Origin of the sequence: Flavobacterium sp. HSC-32F16 (assembly GCF_024171645.1) — a bacterium.
Taxonomy (GTDB): Bacteria; Bacteroidota; Bacteroidia; order Flavobacteriales; family Flavobacteriaceae; genus Flavobacterium.
The window spans coordinates 395,164-408,776 of the sequence record NZ_JALKAC010000003.1; the positions used below are offsets into that span (position 1 = coordinate 395,164).

Annotated in this window: 6 protein-coding genes; all 6 read right to left on the reverse strand. The window is 35.6% G+C overall.

Translation table 11 applies throughout. From position 1 onward, the window contains the following. Window positions 1-256: 256 nt before the first annotated feature. Window positions 257-2,917 (reverse strand): glycoside hydrolase family 3 protein, encoded by a 2,661-nt coding sequence (locus L1276_RS13000; RefSeq protein WP_253788432.1) that lies wholly within the window; start codon window positions 2,915-2,917, stop codon window positions 257-259. A 13-nt stretch (window positions 2,918-2,930) separates the two neighbouring features. Further along, complete coding sequence (locus tag L1276_RS13005; RefSeq protein ID WP_253788434.1) at window positions 2,931-5,177, reverse strand: GH92 family glycosyl hydrolase; 2,247 nt, start codon at window positions 5,175-5,177, stop codon at window positions 2,931-2,933. A 4-nt stretch (window positions 5,178-5,181) separates the two neighbouring features. Continuing rightward, window positions 5,182-6,666 (reverse strand): alpha-L-fucosidase, encoded by a 1,485-nt coding sequence (locus L1276_RS13010; protein ID WP_253788436.1) that lies wholly within the window; start codon window positions 6,664-6,666, stop codon window positions 5,182-5,184. Between the two features lie 123 nt (window positions 6,667-6,789). Further along, entirely contained in the window at window positions 6,790-9,108 is a 2,319-nt protein-coding gene (locus L1276_RS13015) for a family 20 glycosylhydrolase (protein WP_253788438.1), read from the reverse strand. A 7-nt stretch (window positions 9,109-9,115) separates the two neighbouring features. Beyond that, the gene (locus L1276_RS13020; protein ID WP_253788440.1) at window positions 9,116-12,256 is read right to left on the reverse strand and encodes a glycoside hydrolase family 2 TIM barrel-domain containing protein; all 3,141 of its coding nucleotides are present in this window, start codon (window positions 12,254-12,256) and stop codon (window positions 9,116-9,118) included. Window positions 12,257-12,458: 202 nt separating this feature from the next. After that, window positions 12,459-13,472 carry an isoaspartyl peptidase/L-asparaginase family protein gene (locus L1276_RS13025; protein WP_253788441.1) on the reverse strand — a complete coding sequence of 338 codons (1,014 nt, stop codon included), beginning with the start codon at window positions 13,470-13,472 and terminating at the stop codon, window positions 12,459-12,461. Window positions 13,473-13,613 lie beyond the last annotated feature (141 nt).

The window sequence follows — 13,613 nt, forward strand, 5'->3', positions numbered from 1 at the left end:
TGTTTTTTGAGTTAATAACATGTTAAACTTAAGAATACATTTTGTTAACAAAATATAATTTCGACAAATGACAAGTTTCAAAAGGTGTTCGTCATACATTTATCTTTTTAGGGTACGAAAACGTTTTAAATTGTAATCTTTATCCTCTTTATTCACTAGTCTGAGATTGAATAAATCTGAGTGATTTATCGTTTCTTTAACAACATTCTTTTTTAATTATCTTAATCGTTAAACATATTATCTATTTTAACGGTTTTTAGTTTAAAACCTTAAAGTTAGTTTTCAATAAATCAGTCGAATTTCCGCCCACCATTACTTCAAAATCACCTGGCTCTACAACACGCTTCATTTCTCTGTTCCAGATAGATAGCTCATCGCTTGTAAGTGTAAATTCAACATTTTTAACTTCACCTTTTTTGATATTTAACCTTTTGAATCCTTTTAACGTTTTTTCTGGTGTCGTTACAGAACTATATACATCATTAATATATAACTGAACAACTTCATCTCCGTCTCTGTCTCCAATATTTTTAACATCTACTGTAACTTTTAATTCCCCGTCTGCTTTTATCGACGAAGAGCTGATTTTAAGGTTTGAATAGGTAAACTTAGTATAACTCAATCCGTAACCGAATGTATATAATGGATGTTCGCTCTCTGCAACGTATTTATGAATCGCAGATGGTTTTTGGTTATAATATATAGGTAACTGTCCAACTGATTTTGGAACTGTGATTGGTAATCTTCCACCCGGGTTGTAATCTCCAAATAAAACATCAGCTACAGCTCTTCCTCCTAGCTCTCCAGGAAACCATCCTTCAAGCACTGCCGGAATGTTTTCTGCAATCCAGTTTGTAGAAAGCGGACGACCGTTTAATAATACACAAACTACAGGAGTTCCCGTTTTTTGGATCTCTTCGATCAATTGCTGCTGTATTCCGAATAAGTCTAAAGAAGCTACATCTCTGTTTTCTTCTACCAATTCGTTAGATTCTCCTAAAACAACAATTGCAACATCGGCTTTTTTAGCCGCTTCGATTGCCGGTTGTAAGTTTACTTTTTCTAAATTCCAACGGAAATGAGCTCTGGCTCCCCAGCCTCCTTCCCACATTTCAATGCGGACTTTATATTTTTTACCTTTTTCGATATTTTTTGGAACCGTCACCATGCTTGTCGCTCCTTTTGTCCAGTTGTCGATTACCAATTGGTCATCAATATACATTCTGATTCCGTCATCAGAACTTAAACCTAACCAGCCGTCTAGTGCCTGATCTGATTTTAAGAATCCTGTCCAACGAATAGAAAAGTCATCCACATTAACACCATCACCAGGCGCCCAAGGCCAGTCAAACTCTAACTGACTATCGATACGAGTTAAAGCTGGAGCTCCTTCCAGGTTTCTGTTGTTAAAATATTCTCCTTTTAATCCGTTTTGAGCTTCATCCGGCGTAAATAAATATTTAGATGGAATAATTTGTCCTTTTACAATCAACGGAACACCTTCTTCATAGACTACATTCGCAGTTTTTCCAACTAATTGCTGTACTCCTTCATAAACCGTCATACCAACGCTGTTCTTTGGAGCATAACCTCCCAATCTTGAAGCATTTGCATTTGGTCCGATAACCGCAATGTTTTTAAGACTTTTGCTTAATGGTAAAATGTTGTTATCATTTTTCAATAAAACCATAGATTTTTGAGCTGCTTCTAAAGCAACATCCTGATTTTCTTTGGTATGAAAACGTTCTTTAATCAGATTTTTTTCTGTGTACGGATTTTCAAATAATCCCAATAAGAATTTCAAACGCAAAACTCCTCCCGCGGCACGGTCGATATTTTCCATTGTCAATTTCTTTTCATTTACTAATTCAATAATTGTGTTCTGCCAAAATTCATTGCTAAAATCATAAAACTGCATATCAACTCCTGCTGAAACCGCTTCACGAATACTTTCTTTTGGAGAATCAGAAACTTTATGAGTAGTTTGAATGTATTTAATAGCTCCTAAATCTGAAACTACAAGTCCTTTGAAACCCCATTCATTTCTCAAAACTTGAGTTAATAACCAATTATTAGCTGCACAAGGAATTCCGTCTAACTCAGAATAAGCACACATAGTTCCTAAAGCACCGCCTTTTCTAAAAGCTTTTTCAAAAGATGGCAAGTGGTCTTCTCTTGCAGAACGTTCTCCCACTAAAATTGGAGAAGAATTTCCTCCTGCCTGCGGAATACCATGAACTGCAAAGTGTTTAGGTTCTGCAATAATCGAACGATCTGATTTTAAATCATCGCCCTGCATTCCTTTAATCATAGCCAGACCAATTTCGCTGTTTAAGTACGCATCTTCACCAAAAGTTTCAGCAACACGTCCCCATCTTGGTTCACGTCCTAAATCTAAGTTAGGCCCAAAACCAAAGTGTACTCCATGCGCTCTTGCTTCTGCACCAATTACTTTTCCAACTTTGTCCATTACTGCGATATCCCAAGTTGCACCAAGACCAATATTCATCGGGAAAGTTGTACTTCCTTCATCCAAATAACCATGAAGCATTTCACACATAATCAAGGCTGGAATCCCCCAGCGGTTTCCTTTAATTACATTGGTCTGAAGATCGTTGATCATTTTCGCTGAACGCGGATAAAGATCATGAATAGCTCCAATTCCTAATTTTCCAATTTTCTCACCTGATTTCGTCTTAGCAAAATCTTCTTTATCCTTAAAAAAGTCTCCTCTGTACATATCCATCTGGCGTGCTTTTTCTTCAAGCGACATACGACTTAACAAGTCTTTTACCCTATCTTCTACTGGTAATTTTGGATCTTGATACGGGAATTTCTTCTGCGCATAGGTTTGGTTAAAAAAACCTACAGCCATTAAAAAAATAATGGCTGTTTTTTTGATTTTGAGTTGTAACATAATTGTGTTGTTTTTAATTTTGAATCACTTTAAGCTTTGTTCCATTCACAAAATCTTCGTGCGAAATAAAAAAGCTATTAAGTGTTTTTCCGTTTAGCTCAATCGAATTGATTTTTCCATCATTATTGATTTGTCTTTCAATTACAATACTTTCTTTTTTATAATATCTTGGATCTAATTTGATCGTCACTCTATGAAACATTGGCGCCGTAATGGTGTAAATTGGATCTCCCGGCGATATAGGATAAATTCCCATCATCGAATAAACTAACCAAGCCGACATTGTTCCGGTATCGTCATTTCCTGGTAATCCTTTTGGTTCATTTTTGAAATATTCTCCCACTAATTTCTTCACCATTTCCTGACTTTTCCATTCCTCCCCTTTTATATAATTGAATAAATAAGGATAAGCGATATCCGGCTCGTTTGCCATATCAAATTGTTTAATATCAAAAACTTTTTGCAATTGATCCGAGAAAGGTTTGTCACCGCCCATTAGCTTTATCAATCCTTTAATATCATGTGGCACCATAAAAGCATATTGCCACGCATTCCCTTCAATAAAACCAACATTTTCCTGAAAATTGGCTCCGGCTTCAGGATCAAAAGGTTCATACCATTTTCCGTCAGCTGTTCTTGGACGAAGTAATTTTAAATCTTTATCATATAATTTTCGGTAGGATAATGAACGTTTTGTAAAACGCTTATAATCATCTTTTTCTCCCAAAGCTTTCGCTAAAAGTGAAATCGCATAATCTGATGTATTATATTCGAGCGTTGTAGAAACAGGTCCTTTATAATTTGTTGATACATACCCTTTATCTATGTATTCTTTAAGCCCCGGACGCAGTGGATTGTTTTCAGTTTTATCTGCACCTTTTAGCATGGCATAGTAGGCTTTGTTAAAGTCAAAATCCTGGATTCCCTTTAAGCAGGCATCGACTATAACGATACTTGCAGGATCTCCCACCATCGTAAATGTTTCCGTTGAATTTAATTCCCATTTTGGAAGCCAGCCGTTTTCATCATACATGGCAAGCATACTTTTTATCATATCCGATTGTTGTTTTGGATAAACTAAAGACGTTAGCGGATGCATGTTTCGATACGTATCCCATAATGAAAATACGGTATAACGGGTACCTTCGGTTTTACCAATTTTGCTTCTCTTGATTTGCGGATATTCTCCGTTGACATCATTTAAAGTATTTGGATGAATTAAAGTGTGATATAACGCCGTATAAAAAATGGTTTTATCATCTTTTGAACCGCCTTCAACTAAAATTTTGGAAAGTTCTTCGTTCCATTCGTCATAAGTATCTTTATAAACAGCATCAAATGATTTATTTCCCGTTTCTTTTTCTAAGTTTTCACGGGCATTTTCGATACTCACATACGAAATACCTATTTTAACTTCAACGGTTTCTTCTTTATCAAAATTATATCTGAAATAACTTCCAATACTATCTCCAACAACCGTTTTTATTGTATTTTCCATCATTCTGGTTTTGCCGTTGTATCCCATCCATTGTGCTTCAACGCCATTGTATTTGGCAGGTTTTTTCCAAACACCAAATTTCTCGGCAGGTTTTGAAAACTTAGCCACAAAATAAACCGGATAAGCATCCTCGGGACTGTTATAACAAAATGAACCAACAGAACGCATTCCTTCAATTTCTGTCGAAGAAACCACTTTAATCATCGCGCCTTCTTCATTTGTTAATCCAACGCCAAGATTTAATAAAACGTTAGACTGCCCTTTCGGGAAAGTGAATCTACTCACTCCAACTCGTTTTGAAGCTGTAAATTCGCTTTTAACTTTATACTTGTTGAGGTTTACGCTGTAATAGCCGGCTTTTGCTACTTCATCAGAATATGTTGAACCATATTTTAAATGATTAATTTCAAGATCGCCAGTTGTCGGCATCAATAAAATAACACCCAATTCCGGACAACCTACACCACTTAAATTAACCTGACTGAATCCGGTTAAAAAAGTGTTTTCATTTACATAAGGATTAGAAAGCCATTGACTGTCTTTTTCCAAAGGTCGGTTTTGAGGCCCTGAAACATTAAACGGACTGATGCTTGCCATTCCGCGCGGCGCAATTGGTCCCGGAAAAGCGGCTCCAAAATTAGAAGTCCCAATAAACGGATTCACAAAATCGACAGGTTCTTGTGCAAAAATGCTGATGCTAAAAAACAGCATGTAAAAAATACATGCTGTTTTTGATATTATTTTTTTTGATATTGAAAACATACTTTTATCTGTTAATAGCTTCAATTTTTAAAGTCCAAGCCTCTTTTGCCGGTAAATTATTTCTAAGGTTTTCCGGAATGACAACTTTAAATCCATTTCCTTCTTTTGTCCATTTTAAAGAAGTTTTTGAACCTAACATTGTAATTTTTGTTCCTTTTTTAGGGCTGATAGATTTTACTGTAACTTCTGCAGGAATTTTATCTTCCCCTTCTTTAGCTAAATAAAATGCAAATACATTTCCTGCTTTATTTTGTGTAAAACAAATGTTGTCTTCTTTAAAAGGCTCGATTGGTTTTGTTTCGTAAATCGCTGTGCTGTTTACTTTCATCCAATCTCCGTAAGCCTGCAATAAATCGTAAGCGCCTTTGTCCCATTCTCCTTCCGGACTTGGTGCAATATTCAATAATAAGTTTCCTCCTTTTGCTACAATATCAATTAACATGTGAATTCCTTGTCTTCCTGTCATGTATTGCGCACCTGGAGAATAAGACCATCCTCCGCCTGCCGGAATACAAGATTCCCAAGGATAAGGCAGTGTTTTAGCAGGAACACGACCTTCCGGCGTTAAGTAGTTTTGGTTTTTCCCATGAACTGCTCTGTCAACTACGATTAATCCTGGTTGTTTTTGACGAGCTTTGATAACCAATTCATCCATTTTAGGATCCTGATCTACAACTCTGTGTTTGATAAAACCGTTTTTAGATTCGTTTTCACTAAATTTCTCATCATAGTTTTCTTTGATGTTAACTTGGTCTCTTTTTCTAACCCATCCTCCATCAAGCCATAAAATATCTACTTTACCGTAGTTAGTCAAAATTTCTAAAATTTGGTTGTGAGTGAAATCAACATATTTCTGCCATTTTTCCGGATATAATGACGGATCGTAGTTTACGTTTCTGTCGAATGGAGGAAAATAAGGATCCCAGTAATTTTCGTTATGCCAGTCTGGTTTAGAGAAATAAGCTCCAGTTGAAATGTTTTCAGTTCTAAAAGCATTGAAAACTTCTTTTAAGACGTCTGCTTTTGGGTTTGTATGAAAAGGAACATCTTTGCTGGTAATCTTATAATCAGAATATTTAGTATCATACATATTGAATCCGTCATGGTGTTTTGTTGTAAAAACCATATATTTCATTCCGGCATATTTAGCTGCTTTTGCCCATTTTTCCGGATCGAATTTTACAGGATTAAATGTTTTTCTTAATCCTTCATAATCTGCAATGTATTGATTGTAATTAGCAGGATTACTTCCTTTTTTACGTTCGCACCATCCATAATCTTCCGGGCATATTGACCATGATTCTACAATTCCCCATTGGCTGTATGTTCCCCAGTGCATTAATAATCCAAATTTTTTGCCTTGCCATACATCTAAGTTTTTTAATACTGCCGGATCTGTTTCCGGTACATAACGCTCATCTTCATAAATGGCCTGCGAAAACATTTGAACGGAAAATAATAATGCGATTATAAATATTCCTCTTTTCATCTTTATTCTATTTTAGGTTTTTGTTTTTGTTCTTTTTAATTGTGAAATCAACATTTAACATATTGAAACAAAGCCTCCTTACTTTGCTCTACTTTGTCAAAGTTAAAAACATGCTGATTGTTATTAGTTCACTAGAATTTCATCTACGAATAACCATGAACTTTCTCCTTTTGGACTTTTCTTTAAGTTACCAGCGATTACTTTTACAAATCGAGCGTTTTGTTTCGCAAAATTGATTTTAAAATCTTTCAATTCCGGAACTGCATTTACAGCATAAGGACGTGTCACTTTTCCAACTTGTTTGTATTTAATTCCATCATTTGAAACCAGTACTTTAACTTCAACCGGAAAATTTACTCCAGCACCCTGGCTTTCTAAAGTTCCTACGATTACCTGTTCGATACTTTCCTGTTTTTCGAAATCAATTACCAGTTCCATATCGTTAACCAGCCACGCCTGCCATTGTCCGTCATGGAAATTTTTACTTCCTCTAATGGTGTTGACCATTGTATTGGCATCTCCTTTATAACTCTGGTTAAAAGGCGTTAAATATTTTACTTTGTGTGCAACGGCTTTATGAAAAATAATAGTATCTGTAAATGTTTTTCCTACTGGTTTTTCGTCCTGAAATAAAGAAGCTTTTAAGATTGTCGTCTCTTTAAACTCAATTGGATTTGTATATTTTACAGCGTGATGATCTATATTTTTATCTCCCAAAACATAACGGATATCCGGATTTGGGAATTCATTTTTCAGTTCAACTTTTACCTGTTTATTAGCTAAATCAGCTGTAGAAGAAGCCGTAACCAAATAAGCACTTTTTGCATAATTGATTCCTAAATAATCGTAACGTTTAAATAATGAAAACAATCTTGTTGTAAAATTATTCCAGCTGCGTTTTTCTTTCGGACTCCATAATGTTTCTGATAATGCTGCTAATCTTGGAAAAATCATATATTCAGAATCCTTTGGAGCAGCAATATGTTCTGCCCATAAATTTGCTTGCCCGCCCAATACATGTGCTGCTTCCTGAGGTGTCATAGTTGGAACTACAGGATCAAATTTGTATACTTCATTTAACGGATTATAAGCATCAAAAGCTAAAGGTTCTTCGTTTTGCGGACCTTGGTAAAAATTGAAATAACAAGGAGTTTCCGGAGTCATAATAACATCGTGTCCCTGATCTGCCGCTTCAATTCCTCCTTTTGTTCCTCTCCAGCTCATTACAGTTGCATCCGGAGCCAGACCGCCTTCTAAAATTTCATCCCAGCCAATTACTTTTTTGCCTTTAGAATTGATGTATTTTTCCATACGTTTTACAAAATAACTTTGTAATTCGTCTACACTTTTTAAGTGTTCATCTTTAATTCTTTTTTGGCAGTGCGGACATTTTGCCCAATTCGTTTTGGTTGCTTCATCTCCTCCAATATGAATATATTTTGAAGGAAAAATGGTAATTACTTCATCGATTACATTTTGTAAAAACTCAAACGTAGTCTCTTTTCCTGCACAATAAATATCTGTTAAAGGCCAAACTCCGCCTGACGGAACTCCAATTTTCTGATCAAAACAAGCCAGTTCCGGATACGATGCAATGGCACTGCTTACGTGAGCCGGCATTTCGATTTCAGGAATTACTTCGATGCCTTTTGTCGCAGCATATTTTACAATTTCTCTTAATTCATCCTGAGTAAAAAATCCTCCGTAAGTTCCCTTTTGATCTGCGCTTACGGCAAGTCTGGCGTTCCATGACAAGTTTTCCTGATCGACTCTCCACGCACCTACTTCTGTTAGTTTTGGATATTTTTTAATTTCGATTCTCCAGCCCTGATCGTCAACTAAATGCAAATGCAAAACGTTCATTTTGTGCATTGCCAAACGATCGATTGTAGCCAGAATATAATTTTTATCGAAAAAATGACGAGATAAATCCAGCATTAAACCTCTCCATTTAAATCGGGGTTCATCTGTAATGGTCAAACTTGGAATCTGCCATTTTGCAGAACTAATCGCATATTTACTTTCAATTGCTTCTGGAAGTAATTGTCTCACACTTTCTAAACCGTATAAAAAACCAACATTTCCTTTTGCCGAAATAACAATACTGCTGGCGTTTACATCTAAAATATAAGCTTCATTTTTTAAGTTTGGATCAACTTTAAACTGAACAAAATTGCTTGCCGGCGCTTTTGTTGTCGTTTCTGGTTTCCATCCTGCTGCAACTTCAAATTTAGAAGCCAGAGCATTGGAAGCATCTTTCTGAAAATCATTTCCGGTAATAAATTTTGTGTCTTTATTAAATTCAAAAACACCCGTTTTTATTAGAGTCTGAGTCGGTTTTGGAATGATATGAATATCACTTTCCGTGTAAACTTTCTGTGCATACGAAGAGGTTACAAAAGCAAGAAAACCGATTATCAAATAAGATTTTATAATTCTCATATTCTAATTATTTTAATGATGGTGTTATTTTAAATTGATACTGATAATTTTTGCCTCTCAAAAGATATTTTTCCATTGGCCATGCCTGCCAGCTGTCGATTCCTCCTACTCCCATTTGTTTCGAGTCGATTTTTAAACTCGTTAAATCTCTTTCCTTCAATTCGGCAGCGTGTCTTTGGTCTTTCTGCAGTCCGTCGTCTAAATCTTCATTTAAGAAATGTAAAGCGGTTACGGCCAATAATTCGTCAGATGTTACGGTTAATTTCAATTTATCACCTGATAATTCTAAGAAACGCACATCGGTTTTATTTCCGGTTTCCTGCGGACGGATGTATGGATAATATTGTTCTGAAACCGTTTGTGTATACAATCCTACTTTTGAACTGTAATTTCTGTCGATATAATTTTCATGAGGACCTCTTCCATAATAGGTCATATTGCTGAAATCTCTCGGAACAATTACTTCCATTCCAAATCTTGGCAAAATAGGCTGTTCTTTGTTTTTATCAATATTTAAAACTTCTTTTACAGCTAATTCTCCGTTTCCGTTGAATTCATAATTCAATTCTAAAGTCGAAGAAACTTGTGGCAAGCTGTACGTTGCTTTTACTAAAACTTTATTGTCTTTTGTTGGCGTAAACGTCCAGTTTATCAAAGATGGATTTTCTGTTGCATCTTTCCATGCCTTTAAGTTTACCTGAAAATTAGCGCCAAAATCATTATCGTTTGGTGCTCTCCAGAAATTAGGACGCAATTGGTATCCTTCTTTTACAATAGGCTGATTATTGAATGAATAACCGCTGATAAATCCGGTTTTCTTGTCGAAAGTAATGACTGCTTTATCACTTTTAAAAACTGTCGCATTTACTTTTTTCTCAACTGTAATTTTCCCATCTCCTTTTACAGTAATATCATTTTTCCAGATTCCTTTATAAGCCAGTTGCTCTGTAGCAATTTCAAATCCTTTTGGTAAAAATGGTTCTTCCTGTTTTAACTGATAACTGATATTTATAAAAGCTTCCTGAAATTTTTTATTCCCTAATTTAATTGGGAGTGTGTAGGTTTTTGACTGTGTTGGATCAATGGCCAAATAATCGATAATTCCAGATGCATCTTTAACTCCGTCTAAAAACAATTCCCAATGTAAAGTGACGTTGCTTAAATCTTTAAACGAAAACTCATTATATACTTTTATAGTGGCAGTTTCCTGATTTTCCCAAGATGTGTGAATATTTTGATGTACATTTTTTACTTCAAATGCATGCGGATTTGGTTTTCTGTCTACTGTAAAAACTCCGTTGTTTACAAAGTTATTATCGCTTTTTACATCTTTAGGTCCAAAATCTCCTCCATAAGCTAAAATTGTAGTTCCGTTATCCAGTTTTTTATAAACTGACTGATCGATCATATCCCAAATAAATCCTCCCTGAAAGTTTGGATATTTACGAATTACGTCCCAATAATCTTTAAAATTCCCCATCGAATTACCCATTGCATGCGCATATTCGCACTGAATGTAAGGTCTTGACGGATTTGGATTTGCCAGAATATATTCTTCCATTTTGTTTGGAGAACTGTACATTGGATCAATAATATCTGAATCCCATTCGAATTTTAAATCTTTTCCGTCCCAAGCACCCGCAGTAGCTCTTTCGTACTGAATTGGTCTTGATTTATCACGGTTTTTAATCCATAAATAACCTCTGTAAAAGTTGTAACCGTTTCCGGCTTCGTTCCCCATACTCCAGATAATTATTGAGGTATGATTTTTATCTCTTTCTATCATACGCTGCATACGCTGAATGTGCGCCAGTTCCCAATCTGGTTTATTACCAAGGGTTTTGGTAATATCATAACCCATTCCGTGCGATTCAATGTTTGCTTCATCGACAACATAAATTCCGTATTTATCGCATAATTCGTAGAAATATTCATCGTTTGGATAATGCGACATTCTCACGGCATTGATATTAAATTCTTTCATCAATTTAATATCCTGTTCCATTCTTTCTCTTGAAATTGTCTGCCCTGTAATTGGATCCACTTCATGGCGGTTAACACCTTTTATGTAAATCGCTTTTCCGTTTACTAAAAGCTGTCCGCCTTTAATTTCTACTTTTCTAAAACCAATATTATGATTGATAACTTCAATTACATTTCCTTTTTTGTCTTTTAAAATAAAACTTACCTGATATAAATTCGGAATTTCCGCACTCCATTTCTTCGGGTTGTTTACTGCAAAATCAAAAGTTTGTTTTTCGCTTAAAACGGTAACATTTTTTGATGTTATAATTTTGTCACCGTCTTTTAACTGAACGTCTAAAGAGTAACTGTCTTTTTTATCTAAATCAGAAAACTGAGTTGAGATTTTTAAACTTCCGTTTACGTAATTTTCATCTAAATCCGGAATAATTTCAAAATCATTTAAATGCGCTTTATTTCTCGCAACTAAATAAGAATCACGGGTAATTCCGCTCATTCTCCACATATCCTGGCATTCTAAATACGAACCGTCATTCCATTTCATTACCTGAAGTGCAATTGTATTTTTTCCGGTTTTTACATATTTGTTTAATTTGAATTCAGAAGGTAATTTTCCATCTTCGCCATAACCCACATAAACACCATTTACCCAAACCGTTAAATTTGACTTAGCTGTTCCGATATGAAGAAAAATGTCTTTTCCTTCCCACGATTTATCAATATTGATTTCTCTTCTGTAAACTCCTGTAGGATTGTATTTTGTTGGAACAAACGGCGGATTAGGTGCCATTAAATAATCAAAATCGTAACTCGTATTTACATAAATTGGATATCCATATCCGTTTACATCCCAACTTGCCGGAATTCTGAAATTATCCCAGCTTTTATCATCAAAATTAGTTTTCTCAAAATCTTTTGGAAGCGCTGCCGGATTTTCAACATATTTAAATTTCCAGGCTCCGTTAATGTCTAAGTAATTTTTAGATTGTCTCCATTCGTTTTTAGCCGCTAATGTTTCATTTTCAAAAACATAATAGGCAGCGTGCATGGGCTCTCTATTATCTTCATTGATTTTTTCATTCTGCCAAAACGGAACTTTTTCCTGAGCATTAATAGATAATGCTGTTGTAAGTAATAAGGTTAATATGGATACTATTTTTTTCATTTTTGTTTTTGTTTTAACACATAGCCCCGATAATTATCGGGATAGATTGTGAGAGAAAAATCTATTTCTATGTGCTTCAAATTTTAATTTTTGTTTGTCATTTCGAGAAACGAGAAATCATACTAGAAACTCCGTAATTTAAATCGCCAATCTTTGGCGAGTTCCGTGTGTGATTTCTCGTTCGTCGAAATAACAAATAGGTCTATTTATCCCACGACATTTTAAATTTAGCATCTTCCATTCTGTGTCCTTTTTCGTCATCAGAAACAGCATAATTAAAACCAGATCTTAAACTGTAGCCTGCATGTTCGCCGTTTTTATTTAAGGCAATAAATCCAACCTGCAGATACTCCATGTCTTTGTGGTTTTTGTGTTTGTTGTAAATACGCTCTGTGATTTCTTTGCAGGCATCATAAGGCGATTTTCCCTGACGCATTAATTCTACTACCATGGCGCTTCCTGCCGTTCTAATTACAGCTTCGCCTAAACCTGTTGCCGCTGCAGCTCCTACTTCGTTGTCCAGAAAAAGACCCGCGCCGATTATTGGGGAATCACCGACGCGGCCGTGCATCTTCCAGGCAGCACCACTGGTGGTACACCCTCCCGAAAGATTTCCGTCTTGATCCAACATTAGCATGCTTATGGTATCGTGATTTTCTATATTAATGACTGGTTTGTATTTAGAATCTTCCAGCCATTTTTTCCAGTCTTTTTCAGATTCCGGAGTTAGTAAATTTTCTTCTTTAAACCCTTCTGATAAAGCAAACTGCAATGCACCTTGTCCGGCCAGCATTACGTGAGGTGTATTTTGCAATACTCTTTTTGCTACAGAAATTGGGTGCATAATGCCTTGTAAAAAACAAACAGAACCGCAGTTGCTGTTGTGGTCCATAATACAGGCATCCAAGGTCACTTTTCCTTCGCGATCCGGATATCCTCCATAACCAACACTGCGGACATTCGGATCTGCTTCAGGAATTTTCATACCGGCCTCAATCGCGTCTAAGGCAGATTTTCCGGCTTTTAATTCTTTCCACGTTTCTTTATTCGCCGGTAAACCGTGATTCCATGTCGAAATAACAACCGGCTTTTTTACTTTTTTTGAAGCAAATTCTAATGCACCTTCTTTTTCTTTCGCAAATCCGCTAAAGCCTACTGAACTTACAGCTGCTGCGCCTAAAGCTGCTTTTTTGATAAAGTCTCTTCTATTTGACATGCTTTTTACTTTTAGTTTTATTGAAACACATAGAAACATAGTTTTTGAAACCGCATAAAACGCTTTCCACTTGCATTAACAAACAGAGCTATGTGTTAGAAACTTGTTTATTTTTGTATTCTTTTTGTACACACTTAAAAC